Source organism: Corynebacterium tuberculostearicum (assembly GCF_032821615.1).
GTDB classification, from domain to species: Bacteria; Actinomycetota; Actinomycetes; order Mycobacteriales; family Mycobacteriaceae; genus Corynebacterium; species Corynebacterium tuberculostearicum_H.
The window spans coordinates 45,846-70,237 of sequence record NZ_JAVBIF010000001.1 but is presented as its reverse complement, the minus strand read 5'-3'; the positions used below and the strand labels follow the sequence as shown (position 1 = coordinate 70,237).

Here is a 24,392-nt window from a genome sequence, read left to right as displayed (position 1 = left end):
TCCCTATGTCTACTCACCAGTCCCAGGTCACTGGCGGCAATGGCGGCGATGACTCCACCGGCGATGAGGAATTTACCTCTACGCAGCTAAGCATCAATACCACCGGCACCGATGAATTGCTCGATGAGATCGATGGGCTGCTAGAAAACAACGCCGAGGAATTCGTGCGCTCTTATGTCCAAAAGGGCGGGCAGTAAGGGTGAGTGACCAGCACCCTGTCTTCGCCCGTCGCATCATGGGCATCGAGACGGAATATGGCTTAACCACCAGCGCGGGCCCAGGAGAACGCGCCCTGAGCCCCGATGAAGTGGCGCGCGTGCTTTTCCGGCCCATCGTCCAGGAACATTCTTCCTCTAATATCTTTTCCACCAACGCGAGCCGCCTGTACCTCGACGTCGGATCCCACCCCGAGGTAGCCACCGCCGAATGCGATAGTTTGAGCCAGCTTCTAGCCTATGAATGCGCCGGCGATGCAATAGTCAACCGGCTGGGCGAACAAGCAGAGCAGGCCTTTGCCGCAGAAGGACACCCGCGCGCGGTGTACCTGTTTAAAAACAACGTGGATTCAGCCGGAAATTCCTTTGGCTGCCACGAAAACTACCTCATCAGCCGCCACATGGTGCTCAAGGATTTGGGGCTGGCGCTTCTTCCGTTCCTTATTACCCGCCAGCTCATTTGCGGCGCCGGCATGATCCAGCCCGCTAAGGGCGATAAGCCGGCCCAATTCCTGCTCTCGCAGCGGGCAGACCAGGTCTGGGAAGGCGTGTCTTCTGCCACCACCCGCTCGCGCTCCATCATCAATACCCGGGATGAACCACACGGCGATTCCAAACGCTTCCGCCGCATGCACGTCATCGTGGGCGATTCCACTATGGCCGAACCAACCATGGCGCTAAAGGTTGGCTCCACGCTGCTCATCTTGGAAATGCTGGAGGCAGGATTTGAGTTGCCGGAGTTCGACATCGAAAAACCCATTCACCATATTCGCGCCATCGCGCGCGATATGACGGGTTTGACCGAACTACCACTGGCAGGAGGGGGATCCGTCACCGCGCTCGAGGTCCAACAGCAACTGTGCCAGCGCGCAACCCAATGGTTGGAAGAACGCGAAGACGCCGGAACTCCCACGGCAGAAATGCGGCGCGTGGTGGATCTCTGGCAGCGCACGCTGCACGCCATAGAGACTCAAGACTTCTCCGGAGTGGACCGAGAAATCGACTGGGTCATTAAATTGGGACTGCTCGAGCGCTACCGCGCACGGCTAGGCGGTCACTGGGGACACCCCAAGCTCGCCCAGATTGATATGACCTACCACGATATCCGGCCGAGCCGCGGGCTCTACCATGTCTTGCTGCGCAAGGGCCTTATCGAACGCTGGATCACAGACTCCGAAATCGAACGAGCCATGGACACAGCGCCTGCCACCACCCGTGCTGCGCTGCGCGGCCAGTTCCTTGCCGCTGCGCGTAGCCTCGGGGCCAACGTCACCGTTGACTGGACGCGCCTCAAGGTCAACCGCCCAGAGCCGCGCACCGAGGAGCTCCTAGACCCCTTCGTGGCCGACGATGATCGGGTCGAGGCGTTGCTAGACTATATGCGTCTACACCACAGCTAGAAGCACACGAGCCGCACCAGGGAGACAGCACACCACGTGGCAGCACACAACCCCGCGCCAAAACGGCATGATGAAGCCGTAGAAAGACTCACCAACCTCTCTTTCGCGCTACAGGGCGCCGCCAATTCCGGCGGTAGCCCGGATCGCACCGCCTCCTGGATTCGCCGTCATGTAGCAGGATACGGCGATAAATCAGACGAAGCCTTCGCCAAATCACTGGCACGAGATATCGCAACCCTCCAGCGCGCCGGGGTGCCCATTGTTCATTCCGGTAGCGAAAGCGGTGCGCGCTATCGCCTGGACCCGAGCAGCTACCAGCTTCCTCCGGTGGAGTTTTCCCCTGAGGAGGCCATGGTTCTAGGTATTGCAGGAGGCGTGGGTACCACCGGCGGCTTAAGCGATTTTTCCCTGTCGGGTTGGACAAAGATTGCTGCTAGCGGCGCCTCCCGCAACCTCGCAGGCGCACCGGTATACACGGCGGTCAATGACATCACGCGACTTGCCCCAGAAATCATCACCGCGGTGCTCGCTGCGGTGCGCAATCAGCTCCGCATTACGTTTTCCTACCGTGCTAATCCGGCTACTGAGCCGGTACGCCGTGTCATGGACCCGTGGGGAGTGGTCAACCGGGACAGTCGTATCTACCTCGTTGGATTCGATGTGGACCGCAACGAACCGCGCGTCTTTCGCGCCCTCCGCGTCTCTGACATCAAACGCTCGCACGATCCCGCGGAGCACCCCAATCCAACTGAAGATTTGCAGGTATTGGTAGAGCGTGCACTGCAACGCGGGGAAAAGATCGATGCCCGCCTGGTCATCCCAGAGGGGCAGGCGCGAGAGCTTTTAGATGCCGGCGAGGTACAACCCGATGGCACGGTATTGCTGCAGAAGGTAGATAAGGACTGGCTTGTGCGGACTGCGGCCGGCTACGCCCCAGAGGTACAGGTGCTCGAACCAGTCGGGGTACGCCAAGAGGTCATCTCCCTTTTACGCAGGGTGTCGCAATCGCAGGAGGAAGGCTAGACATGGCTGATGGATCACTAAAGCTTCAGGCGCTCGTGCGCTCTTTGAATCTGATTCCATACTTCAAAAATCACCCAGACAAGACGCCCATGGAAGCGGCCAAAGATTTGGGTATGGATCCTGGCGAATTGAAAGAAGCCCTCGATCGGCTCTTTTGTTCCGGTACTGGGCGCAATACCGAGGATCTCATTGATCTCACCTTCAGTTATCGCGATGGGGTAACCATTCACAACGATCAGGGCTTGAGCCAAGCGCTGCGACTTACCCCGACGGAAGCCGGTGCTTTGCTCCTTACCTTGGAGTCCTTGCAGGCGATGCCCGGGCTAATCGACGCCCACGCTGTCGAATCCGCAGCCGCTAAGCTGCGCGGCATCATGGATGAAAAGACAGTCGCCATCTATGAGTCGCTGTCTACTCCCGCCCCAGAAGAGACGGATATCCAGGCACTTTTGACCCAAGCGGTCAACGAAAGAAAGCGGGTACGGCTGCGTTACTGGAGCGCTTCCTCAAATGCTGAATCCGAGAGGGTGGTGGACCCAGCCCGCATTTTCATCGTCGATTCTGAGCCCTACGTGGCCGCTTGGGAGGAAACAAAGCAAGCGCATCGCACCTTCCGCATCGACCGCATTAGTAAGGCTCGCATCGTGGAGGAAAAATCCCAACCGCATCTGAAAGATCTCGACTTTGATGCCGCATCACCCTTTAATTTGGGCGATGGGGACACCGTGCAACTAGCAATTAACCAAGAATTCACGTGGCTGGCTGAGTATTACGATATGCGCCTGGGTGAAGACTTAGGAAATGGGGAAGTAGCTGCAACGATGCCAATGGGATCAGTGGATTGGCTTATTCGCTTTGCCCTTGGTCAAGCTGATAGGTTGCGGGTAGTGGCTCCTCAATCCGTGGTAAACCTCATTGCGGAACGAGGAAACACCGCGTTGAGCGGCTATACTCAGTAGCCAGTTACTTGCCCGTTTACTGCGCCTGCCCGCCGGCAGATAAGTTGGCGGTGATGCTTCCCGGCATGCTGGTGCACTAGTTGAAAAGAGGTTTCTCCATGAGCATAGGGCCTATGGAAATTGGCGCAATTGTTCTTGTCATCGTCTTGCTATTCGGTGCAAAGAAGTTGCCGGAATTGGCACGCTCTATTGGCCGTTCCGCGCGCATCTTCAAGTCTGAGGTCAATGAGATGCATTCCGAGGATGCCCAGCGTTCTCAGTCTCAGGCGCAGCTAAACCAGAAGCAGCAGTCCGATGAGGAATTCTGGAACCGACCAGACATGCAGCCGGGCCCGCAGAGCAACACCAATACTCAGCAGTAAACGCCCCTAACCTGTCGTCGCGCGAACACCCCTGCAGCGGCGGATATGCACCCGCAATCCGCGCAGTAGGGAAGTGTTCGCTTCTTTGCGTTGAAAGAGCCACACTGATGTCGTCACAGTCACAGCCTGTACCTGCCCAGAAGGCAAGCAAGAGCGTGAAGGGAAAGCTGCGCTTTTCGCGCAAGCAGAAGAACCCTACCGGGGAGATGACCTTGGTGGAGCACCTACAAGAACTGCGCCGCCGCGTCATCATCGCCGTTTTAGCAGTCGTCGTTGGCGCCATCATTGGGTTCATTTGGTACCAGCGAGCACCATTCGGGCTGTCTCCGTTAGGTGAAATTCTACGAGAGCCCTACTGCGCACTGCCCGCAGATAAGCGTGCTTCTTTTAGCGCGGATGGAGAATGCCGCCTGTTGGCCACCAGTCCGTTTGAAATGCTCCTTTTGCGTCTGAAAGTGGGCGCTCTGGCCGGCACAGTGTTGTCATCGCCGGTATGGCTGTATGAGATCTGGGCCTTCGTTGTGCCTGGTCTCCATAAGAACGAGCGCCGCTACACGTTGAGCTTTCTTACCGCCGCCGTGAGCCTATTCGTTGCCGGTGCGGTTCTTGCCTACTTTATTTTGTCCGTGGGCTTGGAATTCCTCATGGGCATCGGTGTCGAGTACCAAACTGCGGCATTGACCGGCGAGCGCTATTTCTATTTCCTCTTGGCCCTACTGCTTATCTTCGGCATTAGCTTTGAAATTCCTCTGCTTATCGTGTCACTCAATCTCCTGGGCGTGCTCGAATACGTGCACGTCAAAGACAAGCGCCGGATCATTATTGTTGTCGTGATGATTTTCGCTGCCATTATCACCCCAGGCCAAGAGCCTTTTTCGATGTTGGTTCTTGCCGGCTCGTTGATATTTCTCTTGGAGCTTGCATTCCAGTTCTGCCGCATCCACGACAAGCGCATGCAGCGCGAACGCCCCGAGTGGATGGATCTCGATGATGAGACTGCTTCGCCGCTTGGCGCTGGACCAGGAGCCATTGGCGGGCCAACCCCTGTCGAGGCGCCGAGCAGAGTACACCCTTCACCGGGACCTTCTCAGCCCGTTTCACATCCAGTACAACAGGCACAGCAGCAGCCGCAGCAGACGTGGACCACCGGTGGCAAGAACGCTCCGTCGACAAGCGGCGGCTTTTTCGACGATGTCCTTTAGGCACGGGTAGCCTGGGGAGTCATGACTGAAACTCATCTGGATTCTTTTACCGCAGCCCTGCCATACCCGTTGGATGAGTTCCAGGTAAAGGGCTGCCAGGCCGTGGAAAACGGTCACGGCGTACTGGTCTGCGCGCCGACTGGCGCCGGCAAAACCATCGTGGGTGAATTTGCTGTCTCTTTAGCGCTGAGCCGGGGAACCAAGTGCTTTTATACGACGCCAATTAAAGCCTTGAGCAACCAGAAGTACCACGACTTGGTGGAAGAGCATGGCGAAGAAGCCGTAGGCCTGCTCACCGGTGATGTATCGATCAACTCTGATGCAGAGATCGTCGTCATGACCACAGAGGTGCTGCGCAATATGATTTACGCAGAATCGCCGGCCCTCGATCGCTTGACCCACGTGGTCATGGATGAAATCCACTTTTTGGCTGATGCCTCCCGCGGCGCAGTGTGGGAAGAGGTCATCCTCAACCTCGCGGATCATGTCTCCATCATCGGCCTATCTGCCACAGTGTCCAATTCGGAAGAATTCGGCGATTGGCTTTCTACCGTGCGCGGCGATACCACCGTCATAGTCTCCGAACACCGCCCAGTTCCCCTCGACCAGTGGATGATGCTGGGGCGCAAGATTTATCCGCTCTTCGAGCCAGAATCTGGCGGCCAGGTCAACTCCGAGCTAGAGCGTAGGATCCAGCGCCTTGAAGCCGGCGATACCGATGATGGTCGCGCAGACTATAAATCCGGCAAGGGATTTCGTGCGCGTGCGCGTCACAAGGGCGGCGGACGCAGCGAATTCCACGGTAAGGGAAAGGGACGCTCCGGCGCCGCTCGGCAGCAGGATCGCTATCGCCCCTTGGGCCGCCCAGAGGTATTGAAGGTATTGCAATCGCAGGACATGCTTCCGGCGATCACCTTCATCTTCTCCCGTGCAGGCTGCGATGGCGCTCTCTATCAGTGCCTGCGCAGCCGGATGGTGCTTACCTCCCAAGAGGAAGCACAGCAGATTAAAGACATTGTCGATGCGGGTGTGGAAGGTATCCCTGAAGAAGATCTGCAGGTTCTAGACTTCAAACGCTGGCGCGAAGCCCTGTCCCGTGGCTTTGCCGCGCACCATGCAGGTATGCTGCCCGCCTTCCGGCATATCGTGGAAGACCTATTCGTACGCGGGCTCGTCCGCGCCGTGTTCGCAACCGAAACCCTTGCTCTCGGCATCAATATGCCGGCGCGCACCGTGGTGCTAGAAAAGCTCATTAAGTTCAATGGTGAGGCGCACGTCGATCTCACCCCAGGCCAGTACACGCAGCTGACTGGCCGGGCAGGACGCCGTGGCATCGATACATTGGGCAATGCAGTTGTGCAATGGGCACCCGCCATGGATCCGCGTCAAGTAGCTGGCCTTGCTTCTACCCGTACGTATCCTCTCATTTCCACTTTTGCACCGGGTTACAATATGGCGATCAATTTGCTGGGAATGCTTGGTTTCGAGGAATCTCTCCGCCTTTTGGAAAAGTCCTTCGCACAGTTCCAGGCCGATGGCTCCGTCGTGGAGGAAACTCGCGAGATTGAACGCGCGGAACATCGCGTGCGCGAGCTGCGCAACCAGCTCGATGATGCCGTGGCGTCGCTTGCACCACCTGCTAAAGACGGGGAAGATCCCGCCGAGGTTCTCATGGACTATGTCCGCCTGCGCCGCGAGCTCACAGCGGAGGAAAAGCAATCAAAAATCGATAGTGCCAATCAACGAAACCAAGAGGTTATCGCGGTACTGGGGCGCCTGCAGCTGGGCGATGTTATTGCCATGCCCGGCAAGAAGCGTCCAATTCTCGCCGCGGTTGTTACTCCCGCTAACCAAACCGCGGATCCCCGCCCGTGGATTACCACTGAGTCCGGGTGGTCGGGACGTATCGATGCAACCGGAATCAATAACCCACCGATCCAAGTCGGTAGCATCAAGATCCCCAAGCCGGTGCGCAAGAATCCGCGCCGCAATACCCGATATGTGCAAGATGTCTTGCACCGCGAACACTTCGACCGGCCCAAGCGCATGAAGTCGCACACCCGCGCTCGGCCAAATAAGCGGGTAGGTCAGTTGCGCGACGCACTGCGTGCTCATCCAGCTCACGATTGGCCGGCTACTGACCGCGAACAGCTGGCGGGCCTGGCACAAAAGCTTGCACGGCGCGAGCGCGATCGGGACAAGCTGCAATCCAAGGTCAATAAGGCTACGGATACATTGGGCCGCACCTTCGAACGCATCGTGGATCTCCTCGCTGAGATGGACTACGTCGAGTTCACCGGGGCTGGCGCGGACCGCACGCCGGTCATCACCGAAGAAGGCGAACGCCTTGCCAAAATTCACAGCGAATCCGATTTGCTCGTTGCCCAATGCCTCAAGCGCGGAATTTGGGATGAACTCGATCCCGCAGAGCTTGCCGGCGTTGCCTCCCTGTGCTGTTTCGAAAACCGCAAGGCCACCAGTGGGCAACCGGAAGCTGCCACCGAGCGCATGGCTGACGCTATGAATGCCACGTGGCGCGTGTACACCGAACTCACCGCTGATGAGCAGCGCCACCGGCTGCCGCCCACCCGTGAACCAGAGGCCGGATTCGCTTTGGCTGTACACCAATGGGCGGCCGGGGCGCCCTTGGGCTACTGCATGGCTGCGGCCAATGAAGCCGGGGCCGAACTCACCCCGGGTGATTTTGTCCGTTGGTGCCGCCAAGTCATCGACCTGCTGCAACAAGTGGCTAAAACGGGGTACGACGGCGAGATTCAACGCAACGCCCGCCGAGCCATCGACGCGATTCAGCGCGGTGTCGTAGCCATTGGCGCCTAATATCCGCGGCGCGGACGAGTAGACTCTGGGGCATGACTGATACTCAGACTTTTTCCGCTGATGTCTACGCCCAGCGTCTGCACGCCGCCCAAAAGGCGGCTGCAGACAAGGGCATCGATCTGCTCCTCATTGGCACGGGGCCAGACTTTGCCTACCTCACCGGCTCCTGGGTCTCTTCCCACGAACGTTTGACGGTCTTGGTTGTGCCGCAGCAGGGCAATGCATGGATCGCCGCGCCCAATACCGATATCACCGATATCAAGGCTGCTCCAGTAGGTGAGCTGGATGTAGAGTTGCGTGGCTGGAATGACGGAGAAAATCCTTATGAGTTTGCACTGCGTGGCGCAGGCGACGGACTAGGCAAGGTAGCGCTGGGACAGTCGCTGACTGCAGACCACGTGCTGCGTTTCCAAGCGCTGCTTCCACACGCCAGCTATGAACTGGCCACTTACGCGCTGGCCGAACTCTTTACCCGCAAGGATGAGGCTGAGATTGCTGAGCTGCGCAAGGCTGGCCATGCCATCGACGCAGTCCACGCGCAAGTTCCACAGCTTTTGCAGGCCGGCCGCACCGAAGCCGAGGTGGCCCACGAACTGGAAAAGCTCATCTTGCGGGAGCACTCCGTTATCGATTTCGTCATCGTCGGATCGGGCCCGAATGGCGCCAACCCGCACCATAGCTTTTCGGATCGCGTGTTGGCTGAAGGTGAGCCGGTGGTCGTCGATATCGGAGGCACTCTGCCTTCCGGCTACCACTCCGATTGCACCCGCACCTACGTAGTGGGCGGGGATATTTCCACGGCCCCGCAGGATTTCCAGGATGCCTATGCCGTGCTTGCCGACGCCCAAGCTGCCGCCCGCGCCGCAGCCCACCCCGGCAGCACCGCCGCAGACATCGATGCCATCACCCGCCAGGCGATCTCGGCAGCCGGTTGGGGCGACTACTTTGTCCACCGCACCGGACATGGCATCGGCCTGTCCACGCACGAGGAGCCTTTCATCATGGAAGGCAACGATCTCGCCTTGGAAGAGGGCATGGCCTTTTCCATTGAGCCGGGTATTTACTTGGAAGGCAAGTGGGGCATGCGCTTGGAAGACATCGTGGTGCTGACCAACGATGGCTACGAGTCCCTCAACCAAGCTCCGCGTGACGTCCGTTAATGGCTGGCGTACTAATTCTGGGTGGCCGTAGCGATATCGGCGGAGAAATCGCTAGGAGAGTAGCCCCAGGCCAAGACATTGTGCTCGCCGCTCGTGGCACCCACGGTATGGAAGGCGTGGAAGGCCGGCTCCGGGCGGCGGGTGCGCGCAGCGTCCATCTGCTTGATTTCGACGCCGCAGATTTTCCGTCCCACACCGGTGTGGTTGAGCGTGCCATAGAGCTGGCAGGCCCCCTTGAGCTTGCTGTCGTCGCCTTTGGCATCTTGGGCGATCAGCAGCGGGCGGAACGCGATGCTTCCCACGCGGTCGACATCGCCACAATCGATTATGCCGCGCAGATTTCACTGCTTACACTCGTTTCCCAGCGTATGCACCGCGGCCATATCGTCGCCTTTTCCTCGATAGCAGGCTGGCGGGCCCGCCGGGCAAACTACGTGTACGGGTCTACCAAGGCCGGTCTTGATGCCTTCTGTCAGGGGCTGGCGGACAAGCTGCACGGCAGCCAGGTAGGCCTTATTACCGCACGCCCTGGCTTTGTCATCGGCAGCATGACCGAAGGAATGAAGCCGGCGCCGCTTTCCGTGCGTCCGGCAGATGTGGCTGAGGCAGTTGTCGGCTGCATTGCCCGAGATGCACGGCGCGGTAAGCCGCGTTCGCGCACCGTGTGGATTCCTCGCGCCCTCCAGTGCCTCGCGTGGGTCATGCGGCTTGTACCGCGCCCAATCTGGCGGCACATGCCGCGCTAAACCTTGCGCTCTTTCTACTCTGCGCGCAGCAGGGGAGAGTTGATATCGAAGATAAAACCGCGCGGGGCGAGTACGCGCAGTACCACTTCGGCGTCGCCCTCGGCAATATTGTGAAAGACTAATCCGCCCCACGGGGTGACGGTGATGTCAACCTCTAACTGGCCGATGAGCTGCGCAAACTCAGCAGGGATGGCGCCGCGGTGCACGCCCGCCCCCAGATCTACAACGCCCGCAGGCAAATGATCATCTAACCAGCCAATAGGGCCTGGTTCTGCCAGGGCGGAGGCATCATGCTCTAGGGATTCGGTGCCTTGGAGGGCCTCCTCATAGTGGTGGGCAGCAGCCTGTGGAGTCAGTGGGGCCGAGGGGGCGTCGCCAAGCGGGGAACGCTCAAGGCGCAGGGCACCGTCCCCGTCGATGCTAAGGCTGACTGCTGCTGCGCCGGTCGGTACGTCGTCGTGGGCAATGACGGCAATCCCGGGACCGCCTTCCGCCGCTTCCAGCTCAGCCGCGATGTCCTGGGCCGTGTGCTTGGCCTCCGCCGACAAAGGCGAAGCCAGCACCGGCATCGCCGTGGCGCGCAATCGCAACTCCTGGAGCTGCTGATTGAGCGCCTCCGCATCCTTAATACCGCGCAACTCGATTGCGGAGAACCGGTCGATGTAGACATACCCATCCGCAACAGCACTGGCGCACTGCGCCAAAGTGACCCAATCCTGGGCATGGGTGCTGCCGCCGGCAACGTGGATGCGGATGCACGTGCCGTACTGGGGGTCTTCAAAAAGCGCAGGAGTAAACATGCGCACTAGTTTAACCTGCCGCGGCTGCAGCCTCGCGCATGAGTGTTGCCAGCACTTTATCAGTCTGCCTCGTTAGACTGAGGCCATGCCGTTTATGTATTTTGCTCTCTACATGGTCGCAGAGACCCTGACTTTTTGGGCCGTCTCAAAATGGATCGGCGTTGGCTGGGCGCTTATCGCACTCTTTGTCACCATGTTCTTCGGAATGTCCATCGCTGGCCTTGAAGTGCGCCGCTTGATGGGAAAGCAGGTCGAACGCACAGGGGACGGTACATACGTCGTTCACGCCGGCAATGTGGGCAAGACCGCCAGCAATGTGGGCCTTACCTTGGTAGGCGGCATGTTGCTTTCTTTGCCGGGCTTCTTGACGACGATCCTCGGAGCCCTCTTTATCTTCTCGCCGACCCGCGCCGTCTTGCGCACGGTGCTAGCGGCCTCCTTGTACCGCAAGATCGAAAACATGGGCGTTAAGATCTACGAGGCCACCCCAATGGCACAGCAGCACGACTCTTATGGCGACTTTGGCTCCTTTGGTCGTGGCCAAGCAACACAAAGTGGGCACCCCAGCATGCAGGATGCGGGCCCGCATGAGGTGTTGGATGAGGAAGAGATCCGTCGCTGGAGTGAGAACCTAGATCCAGATGACTTCGGGCCCTCCGGTGGCGAGTCCAAGGGCGGAAAGAGCTAGTGATGGTGACTCTAGCCCGCCTCGTTGTGGCGGGTCTTTCTGGTCTGCTTACGTATGCCGCCATCGAGCCCCGTGGCTGGTGGTGGGCTGCCATTGTGGGCGTGGGCTTGCTGTACGCGAGCTTGCTGCCGTGGGGAACTAGGCACGTTTCTGCCCGGGTGGGCGCGCTTCTCGCAGTAACACATTCGCTCGTGCTGTATCTGCTGACGCTGCCATGGATCGGCGAATTGGTGGGCAGCGGGCCGTACATCGCTTTGGCCGTATGGCTTTCGGTATATGCCATTGTGCTGGGCCTTGGCGGCGCAGCAGTAGCGCGGTGGAAATACGGTTTTATTGCCTTCCCGTTCTTCTACCTCGCAGTGGAGGTGCTGCGTTCTTCGGTACCTTTCGGCGGATTCTCTTGGGTGAAATTGGCTTGGGGACAAATCGACGGACCGCTAGCCAACCTGGCGCCGTGGGGTGGAACCTCGCTCATTACCGCAGCCACTGTTCTGTGCGGCTGTGGTCTCGCTGCGCTGCTGATTCAACGCGGATGGAAGGCAAAGAGCGCCGCACTGCTAGCAGCGATTCTTCCCCTTGCAAGCGCAACGGTGGCAGGTCTGGGAATCAACCGAGACGATTCCACTGTCGGGGAAGCAAAGGTTGCCGCTATCCAAGGAAACGTACCACGCATGGGCCTAGACTTTGCCGGGCAACGCCAAGCGGTCCTTAACAACCACGTGGCTGAGACAAAGAAGCTGGCCGCACGCGACAAGGACATTGACCTAGTCATCTGGCCCGAAAACTCCTCTGATATCAACCCATTCCGTGACGGCAAGGCAGCCTCGGCGATCAGTGGCGCCGTCGATGCGATAGACGCACCTGTTTTGGTTGGCACCGCTACGCGGGATGAGGTGGGAGCCCGCAACACAATGCAGGTCTTTGCTCCCGGGCATACGGTAGGAGACCACCACTATAAGAAGTACCTGCAGCCCTTCGGTGAAACCATGCCCATGCGGGACTTCTTTGCCAAATTTTCTGACTATGTGAATCTAGCCGGTGACTTCAAACCCGGCGACGGCCCAGGCGTTGTCTCCATGGCGGGAGTGCCGGTAGGCGTGGCAACGTGCTACGAGGTCTCCTTCGATAACGCCTTTAGGGAGTCGGTGAAAAATGGTGCACAACTACTGACTACTCCCACCAATAACGCCACCTTTGGCTATTCCGATATGACCTACCAACAATTGGCCATGAGCCGATTGCGCGCCATGGAGACGGACCGAGCCGTGGTGGTGGCGGCGACCTCTGGAGTATCCGCCATTGTTCACCCAGATGGCCACGTTAGCCAGTCCACGGAGATTTTCACGCCGGACGCGTTAGTAGAGCAGTTGCCCTTGCGTAGCGGAGAGACCTTTTCCGTGAGGTTTGGTTCGCCCCTGCAATGGCTCATGGTTATTATTGGAACAGTCTGCGCACTGGTAGCTTTGCGCACAAACCGCCTGCGACGCACCCCGCGCCGCTCCGGCACAGATACATACGTAGGAGCATAAACACTGTGAGCACGCTTGAATCCTCGACCTTGGTCATCATCCCGACCTATAACGAGATCGAAAATCTTCCTCTCATTACTGGACGCGTCCGTGAGGCCGTCCCAGAGGTCCATATCCTCATCGTGGACGATAACTCTCCCGATGGAACTGGTGACAAGGCCGATGAGTTCGCAGCACAGGATGACCACATCCACGTTCTTCACCGCGAGGGCAAGGGCGGTCTGCTAGGCGCTTATATCGCCGGCTTTGAGTGGGGATTGGAGCGCGACTACCAGGTGCTGTGTGAGATGGATGCAGACGGCTCCCATGCGCCGGAACAGCTTCACCTGTTGTTGGAAGAGGTGGACAAGGGCGCGGACCTAGTTATCGGCTCCCGCTACATTCCGGGTGGCGAGACCGTCAACTGGCCGGCTTCTCGTGAGTACCTCTCCCGCTTGGGCAATATTTACATCTCCGTAGCGCTGGGCGCTGGGCTGTCCGATATGACCGCCGGCTACCGTGCGTTCCGCCGCGAGCTGCTCGAGTCCATCGACTTTGATGAGCTGTCCAAGGCCGGCTACATCTTCCAGGTCGATTTGGCCTTCCGTGCCGTCAAGGCTGGCTTTGACGTTCGCGAAGTTCCCATTACCTTCACCGAGCGCGAATATGGCGAGTCCAAGCTGGATGGTTCCTTCGTGAAGGATTCTTTGCTCGAGGTCACCAAGTGGGGCGTTGCTCATCGCGCTGAGCAGCTGCAGGACTTTGGCGGCGCGGTGTCCAAGTTGGTCAACCGTGAAGTCAAGGACGGCTCCATTCATGACCTAGGCGTTCAGGCCCGTAAGGGCGCCGGCTGGGTTTCTGACTTCGCCAGCGAGATTGGCCATCTGGCAAAGCACCAGATTGCGCAGCTGAAGAAGTAGGCGCCACCGCAACGCATAAGGCCCGTACCGTCCCTTAGTCAGACTAGGGAGGTACGGGCCTTTTTGCTGCCGCAGAACTTTAAGAGTTATTTTGCTGCTGCTCCTGCTGTTCCTTCAAGAGGCGAGCTGCGGAACGGCGGCGGGAGCGCAGGTGGTTAATGCGCTCTTCAAGCAGCTCATCGAGCTCCTCGATGGAGCGGCGCTCACGCAGCATATCCCAGTGGGTGCGTGGTGGCTTAGCGGGCTTAGACTCAACGCCTTCACCTTCTACTAGGTGGCCCAGCTTGCCGTTCTTGCACATCCATTCTTCAGGGATTTCAGCATCATCCGCGAAAGGCACCTCATAAATCTCGCCGTCTTCGGTGCGGTACTTCACCATCTGGCGCGGTGCGAGGTCGTGGTCGCGGTCGGTTTCGTAGCTGACTGCGCCCATACGGCTGCCACGGAGTACGCGATCTGCCATGCAACATCATCCTTTTCAAAGAGATCCCTGATTGAGTGCGAAGCAAAACTTCGCCTAAGAGCTACTAATTATAACGAACACCCACGCGTCTTTGTTCCCAGCCCGCCCAAAATGGACTAAAGTGTATCGGGTGATCCGTACAGCTAGTCGTGAACGCAACGTCGGTTCCTGCCAATGGTGTGGGAAGGACATTGACCAAGGCGGTAGGGGACGGCCACGGAAGTTTTGCAGCGCCTCCTGCAAGCAGCGCGCTTATGAGCAGCGAAATAACGTCAGTGGCACGGGGATTCCCGCCAATGCCGTGATCCTTACTCCAGAAAAGGCAGAGAGTTTGCGCGACGGACTTTTTGAACTACGTTGTTCCGCAGAAGATATCAATACCGCCGCGGAGGAAGGCGCTAGTGCGCAGGAGCTTGCCGGTTTGTGCGAAGAGCTTGTTGCCCTGGCGCGACGCCTAGAAGGACTTCGATAGCAGATGAAAAAGCTTTTTTATAACCGCAAGCTCGTCATCACCATCTTTGTGGTGCTGATTGTGTTGCTCACCGCCGTGGCCATTGGCCCGATGGTGTATTCGCTCCTCAAGGGCGCCGGAGTAAAGACCGAACCAGTTTCCGCCGACGGCGCAAAGGCCGCATCAACGGAGCTCGATGGCACCTGGGAGGTAGCCAAGGGACGCGCCAATAACCATACCTCGGTTGGTTTTACCTTTAATGAGGTTCTACCTGCGGAAAAGACCACCACATCGGGTTCAACCACGGAGGTCACCGGCCAGGCGGATATTTCTGATTCCACCCTGAAAACCGCCGCGGTCACTGTTGATATGGACGAGCTGACCACGGACAAGAAGGTCCGCGATCAGAACATGAAGTCCAAGCTCTTTGAGACCCAGCTTTTCCCAGAGGCATCCTTTGAGCTCACCGAGCCAGCCTCGCTTGCCGACGTCCCGGATGACGGCACCATTGGCACAGTCAAGCTCACCGGAGATCTGACTATCAAGGATGAAACGCACGAGATTTCCCAAGACTTCGACGTTCTTCGCGATGGCGATCAGATCGTCATCGGCGGCACCGTGCCAGTTGATCGCCTTGATTATGGCGTGGAGACCCCGGAGATGCTCGCCGCGAAAGTCGAGGAAAAGGGCGAGGTAAATCTCCGCATTTCCTTTGAGAAAAACTAGCGATGGTCAAGCCAGTGAATTCCCGTCAGATTATCCCGTTTATGTGGCTGCGCCTCGTCGTCGTCATCGGCTTTACCATTTTCGTAGCCGTTCAACAGATGTGGGTCATTGTGGCCATCTCGGTTCTTTTGGCGCTGTTGACTATGTGGCAGCTGTGGAGCGCTTACCGTAATTCCTAGTTGAGGCCTTCACGGCGTGGGTAGAGTTCCCCGAATAACGTCAGTGTGACGTTATATAGTGGTGTAGTTGGCACCGCCAGTAGGGCGTATTTTCGCCCAATATCAGGTTTTTCGGTCACCGAACGAAACACCGCCACCAACGGTTGACCCCCTGAATGAAGAAGTCCCGAAAGATAGATGGGGCCCGCTGTAGTAAAACCGAGCCCCAATGAGCTACAGCCGGAATCCATACCTGCGCCTGAGTCTGGCGGTCGGCGGAGGGCGCGACAGAGACCGCGGGGCGTCGCCAAGCAAAGCGTCGTAACATCGCGTGGAGGGTTAAGGGAGCTGAACCGGAAACCAATAGATGGGCCGGGAAGATGTGTAAGCACTCGGGCGCTTATGGTGGCGACGAACGATGACCCTCCCGATATCAGTATTTGTCCGATAATGTACATTATGTCATTTTAACCAGGGGTGGCATTCCCCCTTTTAGCTCCTGACTCCATACATCGATACCTGCACCTCGCTTCTGTCGTTCGCTCCTGACAACACGCGCCCGAATGAAGCTTCCCAGATGTGCCATTCCTTCACGACAATTGGGCTCTCGTCATTTCTCATACGGCGGATGACTTCTTTCTCGGCTAGGCCTCTCGTAGCACATGCGGCCTTAAGCTCTGGATCGAATTCAGCGTTCGACGGATCCGATCCCTGCGCGTGTCCACCGCTAAATACGATATAAACCACTTCCGGATGGTGTTCTACATCCAGTGGACCTTTCCACCCACGCAGGTGTGCCTCTTCAGTCCAACAGGTTACCCCTGAGCGGTCTACACATTGTCCCATCGCTTTTTCTTGAGCGCGCGTCAGCGCAACTCCTGCAAAAGACTCATCATATGAATCGTCATTCCGCGCAAACAATACGAAGAGCCGCGCGGTTCCTTTTCTTCTACTTCTTCGTATCCATGTCCACATCTTCTCACCCGGCTATCGGTTAGTTTTCAACCAAAATGCACACTAGCGCATATAACGGCCAAGCAGGTCTCTATCAGGGGCGATTCCAAGCCGGCGAACGGACCTCATCTCCACAGGGTGCGTAGAATCGACATCATGACGATTCAGCACGTAGTAGATAAGCCTTCCCGCGCAGCTCTCTTCCTCGTCCTTGAAATCAAGGACGGCGGCGAGCAAGCCACTCGCGATATGCTCACGGGGTTTGCCGGACTGTTTAAGTCCGTTAACTTCCGCTACAACGAAGGCGAGCTTTATACCGTAGTCGGCATTGGTGCCTCCATGTGGCCACGTTTGACCAGCGCGCCTATGCCGGAACGCCTGAAGGAATTTGAGGCAATCGATGCCGCGCATAAGGCCCCGGCCACGCCGGGCGATATTCTTCTCCACTTCCGTGCGAATACCTATGACCTGTGCCATGAGATGGCCCGCCAGGTACTGGATCAGCTGGGCGATGCCGCCAGGGTTATCGATGAGACCCACGGCTTTAAGTACTTGGACCAGCGCGATTTACTAGGCTTTGTGGATGGCACCGCCAATCCCCTCGCCGAGGAGGCTTTGGATACCGTGCTGCTTGGCGACGACGCCGACTACCCCCGTGGCTCCTACGTCACCGTTCAAAAATATATCCACGACCTGGCCAAGTGGAACGAGCTGAGCACCGAGGAGCAAGAAAAGGTCATCGGCCGCACCAAGGTCGACGATATCGAGTTGGATGACGATACCAAGCCCACTAATTCTCACGTGGCCCTGAATGACCTTGAGGAAGATATTTACCGCGAAAACATGGTCTTCGGCTCTTTCGCCGCGGGTGAGATGGGCACCTACTTCATCGGCTATGCCAAGGACCCAGAAAACGTCATGGAGCGCCTACGCAATATGTTCATTGGCAAGCCGGAGGGAAACTACGACCGCATCTTGGACTTCTCCACCGCGCTTACAGGCACCAATTTCTTTGTGCCCAGCGCGGATCTGATGAAGAACTTCGACGAGCTGCCGCCGGCCTAAGGGCCACCTGCCTAACGCCGGCCCCCGCGGTTGCGGTGGGCCAACCCAAATTGCACCGAGTCAATCATCCCGAGCGTCATAAGGGCCTCGCGGAGGGCAAATTGGAAGGTCCACAAGCGGCGGAAGACTGGGTCGAACCCAGCGGCCGCTGCTTCCCGCAGGTGACCGTCAAAAAAGGAACGCTGCTGACGCAGGGACTCCAAGTAATGGGTGCCCACGTGTGTTTCGGACACGATGCGCAGGTTAGAGTTCTTATCTACTAGCTGGTGCATCTCCGTGGTGCGCGGATAGTCCAACCCCGGCCACACATAGGCTCGTAAGGCCTGAAGCGATGCCTTACCGGCCTCCGTCATTGACTCGGTCGCCACGATGGACTGGATTCCTGCCCGCCCATTAGGCGTCAAGAACCGGTCGACTGCGCGAATGTACTCTTTGCGCTCACTAGCGCTGAGTTGTTCTACCTTTTCTACGGTGACGATGGCGTCATAGTGCCCATGCCACTGCTTGGGGTTCGGGACGACGCCGGGAATGCGCTCGACATGGATGGAATCGTCTGCCCCCTCTAGTACGAGGGCCTCGCGCATGTGGCTCATTTGGTCCACATCACTGGTCAAAACATCCACCGTAGCGCGTCGCTTAGTCGCCCGCATCGCAGGTTGCATTCCGGCAGCCGGGTACACCAACAGGTGGGTTCCGGCGCCGGTACGGGTGACGTCAAGCAGCCAATCCGCCGCGCGGCGCTGCGCATCTCCCAGATCATCCCTGTCCACACTCGTGGGCTCACTCAGCGTCGTGACATCGACGAAGTGGCTCTTCGGCTCCTTGCGGCCAGCCTTAGGGCTATAGCTTTCCACCGTTTCCCTTATGGTGGTCGGTACACCACTGGAGAAAATTCCACCGACATGGCTTAAACCATCGCCGGCATAGAGTCGAACCAATTCCAGCGGCAGCTCCCCTGGCTCCGACTTACCGGCACCCAGCATCTTGGCTTTGGGGAGGTAACCCACCCCCAATAGGCGGCCGAGGACCTTTACCAGCTGCGAGGAAGAAGTAACGGTCCACTCTCCTGCCATATAACTTTCCGCAAATCCCAGCCAACCGCTAGCGGCAATGCGCTCAAACAAGGCATCATGCCCCACCTTGAGATCTGGTCCGCCTTCGGCTTCTAGGTCTAGTTCTAGTCCGGCATCATCGCAGGCCTTGGCAAATTCAGCCTCTGCCCGGCGGGCTTTCATTCCAGGCCAACGAGGTGCGGGAACCGTAGCCACATTGGGCCAGGATTCAGCATCGATAGAGCTCAAATGCTCAGGGCGGGTAAAAGTCATAATGCCAGGTGCGCTCCTTGGTGGGCGGAGGAAGTCACTATCCGGAACAACCTTAGTCAGCTTTGTGCGCACCCCGGTTGAGGCGCTCCGGACAGCCGCGCCGGTTCTTCCCACGGAATCCGCAACGCAGCGGCGGAAGTTTATCAGTCATTAAGTATGCGCGTTCTGTTTGAAGTGTTTAGACTGTACGGGTACTAAACATTAGCTTTCTTAAGGAAGGTCGCATTAAATCCATGACTGATACCCCTTATCGCCCCAACGGTGGCCGCCACCACGTCGTCGTGGTTGGCGCCGGCTTCGGTGGTCTCAACACCGTTCAGAAGCTGAAGAACGCCGATGTGGAAATCACCCTCATCGATAAGAAGAACCACCACCTGTTCCAGCCGATGCTGTACCAGGTAGCAACCGGCATGATTTCCGCCGGTGAGGTTGCTCCTTCCACCCGCCAGCTGCTGCGCGATCAGGACAACGTCCACTTCGTCAACGCTGAGGTTACTGATATCAACCTGGCGGATCGGACGGTGACCGCCGAGCAGGACGAGTTCTCTCGCACCTATGCTTATGACTCCCTGGTTGTCGCCGCGGGTTCCGGTCAGTCCTACTTTGGCAACGACCATTTCGCTGAGTTCGCCCCAGGCATGAAGACCTTGGACGATGCCCTGGAGCTGCGCTCTCGCATCATCTCGGCATTTGAGAAGGCTGAGCTTACCGACGACCCTGCGGAGCGCGAGCGCCTGCTCACCTTCATCATCGTTGGCGCTGGCCCGACCGGCGTTGAGCTCACCGGCCAGATTGCCGAATTGGCAAACCGTACCCTCAACGATGTCTATTCCAACTACGGCACCACCTCGGCCAAGATTTACCTGCTCGATGGCGCCCCACAGGTACTGCCGCCATTTGGCAAGCGCCTAGGCCGCAAGGCTCAGCGCACCTTGGAAAAGGAAGGCGTACAGGTTCACCTGAACGCGATGGTGACCGATGTAACCGCGGACACCGTCACCTACAAGGACATGAAGACCGAGGAGGAAACCACCCTGACGGGTGCTACCAAGATCTGGTCCGCTGGTGTGGCCGCTTCCCCACTGGGCAAGATGGTTGCAGAGCAGGCCGGCGTCGAGGCAGACCGCGCAGGTCGCGTCTCCGTCAACGAGGACCTGACCGTAGGCGAGCACAACAACGTGTACATGATCGGTGACATGATCTCCCTCAACCGCCTGCCGGGTCTGGCACAGGTTGCTATCCAGGGTGGCGCGCACGTCGCTAAGCTCATCCAGGCCAAGGTGGACGAGGAATCTACCGCAAACGAGAAGGAAGCCTTCGCCTACTTCGACAAGGGCTCCATGGCCATCGTCAAGCGCTTCAACGCCGTCGTTAAGCTGGGCAAGACCGAGTTCGGTGGCTTTGCAGGTTGGGTAGCATGGCTCGGCCTGCACCTGACCTACGTTATTGGTCTGCGCAGCCGCTTGGCCGTTCTGGTTAACTGGGCAACCAATATCCTCTCCCGCGATCGCGGCAATCTGGAAATTACCACCCAGCAGCGCATCGCACGCAATATCATTAACAAGAACGAGGAGTAATACCTCCTCGCTCGCACATCGTCGCCCCATCTGCTGCAAAAGCAGGTCTTGGGCGGCGATTTTTATTTTCCCGGGCTATCTGCTGCTAGCACCGGCGATTTCGCTACTGGGTAGCCCGGATGTCGATTTTCGCACATAGTTTCCGTGACCTTTGTTAGGCTGAGACACGCAACATGGGGTGCCGCACGCGGTGCGGCTGAGAAATACCCATCGAACCTGCACTCAGTTAGAACTAGCGAAGGGATAGTTGTGGATTATGCTTTTCTGCGCGCACACGACGCTGTGCGCGAGTCCACGCCGCTTATTCAATGTTTGACCAATAGGGTCGTTAGCAACGTCACCGCCAATGCCCTGCTGGCCATCGGGGCTAGCCCGGCGATGGTCGATACGCCGGAGGAATCGCGCGAATTCGCCCAGGTAGCCAGCGGCGTACTCATCAATTGCGGCACGCCCAGCTCAGAGCAATACGGCGGCATGCGCGAGGCTATCGCTGGGGCGAACTCCGCCCACACCCCCTGGGTACTCGATCCGGTGGGTGCCGGCGGCCTGAGCCACCGGACCGAATTCATGCGCGAGGTGCTGCCACTCGGCCCGGGCGCAATTCGTGGCAACGCGTCAGAAATCATCGCCCTCGCAGGTACTGGGCAGGGCGGCCGTGGCGTCGAATCCACCGATGGCGTGGAAGCCGCCCTAGATTCGGCCGTAGCACTTTCCCGGGATACCGGCGCCGTCGTGGCCATTTCCGGCCCGCGGGACCTTATCGTCCATGTCGGCGATACAACGCGTGCCGTCTACCTCGAATCGGGGCACCCGATGCTCCAAAACGTCATTGGTACTGGCTGTTCGCTTGGCGCTATCTGCGCCGCATATCTGGCCGCGTGGGAGGATCCTTTCGAAGCGATCATCGCCGCCCACGCGCACGTTGGCGCGGCAGGTAGCTTGGCCGCCGAAAAGCACCACGCCCCCGGCTCCTTTGCCGTCGCTTGGCTGGATGCGCTCTACGATGTCCCAACGGCGGATATTGAGGGCTTGGTCAAGCTCACTGACGTAGAGGAGGTTTAAGTGTCTATTGACTGGACTCTCTACCTGGTCACCGATCCAGATCTAGCTGGCGGGCGTGACAACGTGGTTTCCATCGTGCAGGAGGCTGTACGCGGCGGTGTAACCGTTGTCCAACTCCGGGACAAGGAAGCTAGCGATGAGCAGATTGAGCGCACTGCACGCGAGCTGCTGGGTGTACTGGGCGATGTCCCGTTGTTCATCAATGACCGCGTAGAAGTGGCCGCAAAACTCGGTTGCCACCTGCACATTGGGCAGGATGATATGGCTTTTCGCGAGGCCCGGGAGAAGCTGGGTGAGGGCCAGCTTATTGGCTTATCCATCGGCAGCCACGAGGAGCTTGCTGCTATAGCGGACGATGCGCGCCCAGATGTCATTGGCATCGGGCCCGTGCATTCGACTGCAACGAAGAAGAACGCCCCAGCCGGCATGGGTACGGCTGCAGCCGCAGCACTCGCTCACGCCGCACGTGAGCGTGGCATCGAGTCCGTCGCCATCGGCGGGATCAAGGCCCATAATGCGCACGAGCTGGCGGGCAGCGACTTTGCCGGAATTTGCGTAGTCAGCGACATCATGGCGGCCGAGGACCCCGCAGCAGCCGCCGCCCACCTTAAGGAGGCTTTCCATGGCTAAAGGCATCTATCCCCGAGTACTGTCCATTGCCGGCACCGATCCCACTGGCGGAGCAGGCATTCAAGCCGACCTGAAATCCATCTCTGCCGCAGGCGGCTACGGCATGAGCGTGGTGACTGCGTTGGTGGCTCAAAACACCCAGGGTGTCCGCAGCGTCCACGTACCACCGGTGGACTTTCTGCAGGAGCAGCTAGACTCCGTCATCGACGATGTGGAGATTGATGCGGTAAAGATTGGCATGCTTGCCGACGCCGCCATTACCGCCAAGGTCGCAGACTTCTTGCGCCGCCTGCCGGACGATGTTCCCGTGGTACTTGATCCGGTCATGGTAGCTACGAGCGGAGATCGCCTGCTGGAGGAGGAAGCAGAACAGGCTGTGCGCGATCTCTGCTCCCAGGTAGACCTCATCACCCCCAACTTGAAGGAATTGGCAGTACTTACCCAGACGGACGAGGCGAGCGACCTAGAAGAGGCCATTGCCACGGCGAAGGAATGGGCGAAGGGTGCTGGTACCGCGGTCGTCGTCAAGGGCGGGCACCTCGATGCCGACATCGCGGATAATGCGGTGGTCAATGCGGATGGGTCAGTGCACCGCGTTGCTTCCAGCCGGGTGGACACGAAGAATACGCATGGAACTGGGTGTTCCCTTTCCTCTGCCCTAGCCACCCGCCTGGGAGCCGGCGATAGCGCTGCCGCAGCTCTGGCGTGGTCCACCCAGTGGCTGCATGAGGCGATTGCTAATGCGGATGCGCTTCACGTGGGCAAGGGACACGGACCCGTGGACCACCTGCATCGCTCGCAGCGCCTCATGCAGGCCGCTTCTACCCTGCCCCAGCCTTACCTGTCCGGTACTCTCGAGGAACCGGATACCGTCGACCAACCCCGCGTTCCCGCGGCCGGCCCACACACGCAACGCCTGTGGAACCTCGCCGGGGAACACTGGGAGGCGATCAAGGCGCTGCCCTTTATTCGGGCCTTGGGCACGGGAGCGTTGGAAAAGGATGCCTTTGGCTTCTACCTCGACCAAGATGCCCAGTACCTGAACGCTTATTCCAAGGCGTTGGCTCGCCTCGCCAGCCAAGCCCCAGAAGCGGCACAGCAGCTGCACTGGGCTGAGGGAGCGCATGATTGCTTGGCGGTGGAGGCCGAGCTGCACCGCGGCTGGCTCGAAAGCGATATCACGACCGCAGCCTCCCGGGTAACTAGCGCCTATACGGATTTCCTTATCCGCTCGACGCATACGGATGACTACGTGGTGGGCGCTGCGGCGGTACTGCCCTGCTACTGGTTATATGCAGAGGTAGGCCTCCACCTCGCAGAGTTTGATTCCCCCGAACACCCCTATCACTCATGGCTCTCCATGTACGGCGGCGAGGACTTCCTCGACGGGGTTCGCGCTAGCCTCGACATCGTCGAACAAGCCCTCGCCGGGGCGGATGAGCCTACCCGCCTGCGTGCCGAGCGCGCCTATATCACCGCCAGCCACCATGAGGTCGATTTCTTCGACCAAGCCGATAGGCGCTTTTAGGCCAGCAAGTCTGAGCCGGGTCGCGAAAGAACGGCGACGAGGAAGGTGGAATGCTCCGAGAAGAGCTTCATGTCCCACGAGGAGAAAGTGAAGTCGACTCGGTAGCCCACCTTCTGCGCCATGTCGAGGAAATCAGCAAATTCCCACCCACGGCCCTCGCCAAAGCCAGTGACGAGGCGACCACCGGGCTTAAGGGAATCATAGATATTGCGCAGCGCGGGCTCGCGACCTTCCTTTGCTAGAAAGCCCATGACATTGCCTGCGGACACGGCGATATCAAAGGGGCCTTCTGGCACCTCTTCCTCGCACAGATCTCCCACGAACCATTGCCCCTCTGGGAAATCGTGCTCTGCGTGCTCGATGAGAATGGGGTCTACGTCGACGCCCACAACGCTGTGGCCACGGCGAAGCAGCTCACCGCCCACGCGGCCGGTGCCACAGCCGGCATCGAGGATGGTGGAGTCGCGCTCCACCATGGCGTCGATAAGCCGGGCCTCGCCATTGATGTCTTTACCCTGTGCGGCAAGCACCTTCCATTTGCGAGCAAAGTTATGGGAGTGCTCGGGATTAGCTTCGGTTACTTCTTTCCACGTAGGCATAGATTCGATTATATTACCCGGCTTCGGTGTAAG

Annotated in this window: 24 protein-coding genes; 20 read left to right on the top strand and 4 right to left on the bottom strand. The window is 58.7% G+C overall.

Annotated elements, in window-relative coordinates; genetic code table 11:
- The first annotated feature begins 5 nt into the window (after positions 1–5).
- The 9 genes from RAE09_RS00360 (at position 6) to RAE09_RS00320 (ending at position 9,905) form a co-directional block, all read left to right on the top strand.
- Entirely contained in the window at positions 6–197 is a 192-nt protein-coding gene (locus tag RAE09_RS00360) for a ubiquitin-like protein Pup (RefSeq protein WP_005329640.1), read from the top strand.
- Positions 198–235: 38 nt separating this feature from the next.
- The gene (gene pafA / locus RAE09_RS00355) at positions 236–1,615 is read left to right on the top strand and encodes a Pup--protein ligase (protein ID WP_316980876.1); all 1,380 of its coding nucleotides are present in this window, start codon (positions 236–238) and stop codon (positions 1,613–1,615) included.
- A 36-nt stretch (positions 1,616–1,651) separates the two neighbouring features.
- Complete coding sequence (locus RAE09_RS00350) at positions 1,652–2,638, top strand: helix-turn-helix transcriptional regulator (protein WP_316980682.1); 987 nt, start codon at positions 1,652–1,654, stop codon at positions 2,636–2,638.
- Positions 2,639–2,640: 2 nt separating this feature from the next.
- On the top strand, positions 2,641–3,597 hold the full coding sequence (locus tag RAE09_RS00345; RefSeq protein ID WP_316980681.1) for a helix-turn-helix transcriptional regulator: 957 nt from the start codon (positions 2,641–2,643) through the stop codon (positions 3,595–3,597).
- 98 nt (positions 3,598–3,695) lie between these two features.
- The gene (tatA, locus tag RAE09_RS00340; RefSeq protein ID WP_316980680.1) at positions 3,696–3,959 is read left to right on the top strand and encodes a Sec-independent protein translocase subunit TatA; all 264 of its coding nucleotides are present in this window, start codon (positions 3,696–3,698) and stop codon (positions 3,957–3,959) included.
- 206 nt (positions 3,960–4,165) lie between these two features.
- The gene (gene tatC / locus RAE09_RS00335) at positions 4,166–5,161 is read left to right on the top strand and encodes a twin-arginine translocase subunit TatC (RefSeq protein WP_316980875.1); all 996 of its coding nucleotides are present in this window, start codon (positions 4,166–4,168) and stop codon (positions 5,159–5,161) included.
- A 21-nt stretch (positions 5,162–5,182) separates the two neighbouring features.
- Entirely contained in the window at positions 5,183–7,999 is a 2,817-nt protein-coding gene (locus RAE09_RS00330) for a DEAD/DEAH box helicase (RefSeq protein ID WP_005324771.1), read from the top strand.
- A 32-nt stretch (positions 8,000–8,031) separates the two neighbouring features.
- Positions 8,032–9,159 (top strand): M24 family metallopeptidase, encoded by a 1,128-nt coding sequence (locus RAE09_RS00325; protein WP_316980679.1) that lies wholly within the window; start codon positions 8,032–8,034, stop codon positions 9,157–9,159.
- Positions 9,159–9,905, top strand: coding sequence for an SDR family oxidoreductase (locus tag RAE09_RS00320; RefSeq protein WP_005324768.1), 747 nt, complete (start codon positions 9,159–9,161; stop codon positions 9,903–9,905). Before RAE09_RS00325 ends, RAE09_RS00320 begins: the two co-directional genes overlap by 1 nt.
- Positions 9,906–9,919: 14 nt before the next feature.
- Here RAE09_RS00320 and RAE09_RS00315 read toward each other — a convergent pair whose 3' ends face one another.
- Positions 9,920–10,705, bottom strand: coding sequence for a hypothetical protein (locus tag RAE09_RS00315; protein WP_005324767.1), 786 nt, complete (start codon positions 10,703–10,705; stop codon positions 9,920–9,922).
- A gap of 85 nt (positions 10,706–10,790) precedes the next feature.
- On the opposite strand from RAE09_RS00315, the gene RAE09_RS00310 reads away from it, so the two are divergent.
- Genes RAE09_RS00310 through RAE09_RS00300 form a run of 3 tightly spaced genes read left to right on the top strand, consistent with a single transcriptional unit; the run spans position 10,791 to position 13,821 of the window.
- Positions 10,791–11,393 (top strand): FxsA family protein, encoded by a 603-nt coding sequence (locus RAE09_RS00310; RefSeq protein WP_005324766.1) that lies wholly within the window; start codon positions 10,791–10,793, stop codon positions 11,391–11,393.
- 2 nt (positions 11,394–11,395) lie between these two features.
- Positions 11,396–12,922: an apolipoprotein N-acyltransferase gene (gene lnt, locus RAE09_RS00305; protein WP_394371975.1), complete on the top strand. Its 1,527-nt coding sequence runs from the start codon at positions 11,396–11,398 to the stop codon at positions 12,920–12,922.
- 5 nt (positions 12,923–12,927) lie between these two features.
- The gene (locus tag RAE09_RS00300; protein WP_005324764.1) at positions 12,928–13,821 is read left to right on the top strand and encodes a polyprenol monophosphomannose synthase; all 894 of its coding nucleotides are present in this window, start codon (positions 12,928–12,930) and stop codon (positions 13,819–13,821) included.
- 79 nt (positions 13,822–13,900) lie between these two features.
- Here RAE09_RS00300 and RAE09_RS00295 read toward each other — a convergent pair whose 3' ends face one another.
- Positions 13,901–14,284, bottom strand: a complete 384-nt coding sequence (locus RAE09_RS00295) for an RNA polymerase-binding protein RbpA (RefSeq protein ID WP_005324763.1) — start codon at positions 14,282–14,284, stop codon at positions 13,901–13,903.
- Positions 14,285–14,414: 130 nt separating this feature from the next.
- Between RAE09_RS00295 and RAE09_RS00290 the strand changes: the two genes are divergently transcribed.
- The 4 genes from RAE09_RS00290 (at position 14,415) to RAE09_RS00275 (ending at position 17,638) form a co-directional block, all read left to right on the top strand.
- Positions 14,415–14,756 carry a hypothetical protein gene (locus RAE09_RS00290; RefSeq protein ID WP_034655353.1) on the top strand — a complete coding sequence of 114 codons (342 nt, stop codon included), beginning with the start codon at positions 14,415–14,417 and terminating at the stop codon, positions 14,754–14,756.
- Between the two features lie 3 nt (positions 14,757–14,759).
- Positions 14,760–15,461 (top strand): YceI family protein, encoded by a 702-nt coding sequence (locus RAE09_RS00285; RefSeq protein WP_005324760.1) that lies wholly within the window; start codon positions 14,760–14,762, stop codon positions 15,459–15,461.
- A 2-nt stretch (positions 15,462–15,463) separates the two neighbouring features.
- On the top strand, positions 15,464–15,640 hold the full coding sequence (locus tag RAE09_RS00280; RefSeq protein ID WP_005324759.1) for a hypothetical protein: 177 nt from the start codon (positions 15,464–15,466) through the stop codon (positions 15,638–15,640).
- A 1,089-nt stretch (positions 15,641–16,729) separates the two neighbouring features.
- Positions 16,730–17,638 carry a Dyp-type peroxidase gene (locus RAE09_RS00275; RefSeq protein ID WP_150850617.1) on the top strand — a complete coding sequence of 303 codons (909 nt, stop codon included), beginning with the start codon at positions 16,730–16,732 and terminating at the stop codon, positions 17,636–17,638.
- Between the two features lie 11 nt (positions 17,639–17,649).
- On the opposite strand, the gene RAE09_RS00270 is transcribed toward RAE09_RS00275, so the two are convergent.
- Positions 17,650–18,963, bottom strand: coding sequence for a class I SAM-dependent methyltransferase (locus RAE09_RS00270; protein WP_179386497.1), 1,314 nt, complete (start codon positions 18,961–18,963; stop codon positions 17,650–17,652).
- A gap of 233 nt (positions 18,964–19,196) precedes the next feature.
- On the opposite strand from RAE09_RS00270, the gene RAE09_RS00265 reads away from it, so the two are divergent.
- The 4 genes from RAE09_RS00265 to RAE09_RS00250 all read left to right on the top strand — a co-directional run bounded on the left by RAE09_RS00265 (position 19,197) and on the right by RAE09_RS00250 (position 23,760).
- Positions 19,197–20,540, top strand: a complete 1,344-nt coding sequence (locus RAE09_RS00265) for an NAD(P)/FAD-dependent oxidoreductase (RefSeq protein ID WP_302257670.1) — start codon at positions 19,197–19,199, stop codon at positions 20,538–20,540.
- A 249-nt stretch (positions 20,541–20,789) separates the two neighbouring features.
- Complete coding sequence (thiM, locus tag RAE09_RS00260; protein ID WP_302257668.1) at positions 20,790–21,602, top strand: hydroxyethylthiazole kinase; 813 nt, start codon at positions 20,790–20,792, stop codon at positions 21,600–21,602.
- Entirely contained in the window at positions 21,603–22,232 is a 630-nt protein-coding gene (gene thiE / locus RAE09_RS00255) for a thiamine phosphate synthase (RefSeq protein ID WP_150851598.1), read from the top strand.
- Positions 22,225–23,760 carry a bifunctional hydroxymethylpyrimidine kinase/phosphomethylpyrimidine kinase gene (locus RAE09_RS00250; protein ID WP_302257664.1) on the top strand — a complete coding sequence of 512 codons (1,536 nt, stop codon included), beginning with the start codon at positions 22,225–22,227 and terminating at the stop codon, positions 23,758–23,760. Before thiE ends, RAE09_RS00250 begins: the two co-directional genes overlap by 8 nt.
- Here the strand turns inward: RAE09_RS00250 and RAE09_RS00245 are convergent.
- On the bottom strand, positions 23,757–24,359 hold the full coding sequence (locus RAE09_RS00245) for a class I SAM-dependent methyltransferase (RefSeq protein WP_316980677.1): 603 nt from the start codon (positions 24,357–24,359) through the stop codon (positions 23,757–23,759). The two genes, RAE09_RS00250 and RAE09_RS00245, sit on opposite strands and share 4 nt — an antisense overlap.
- Positions 24,360–24,392 lie beyond the last annotated feature (33 nt).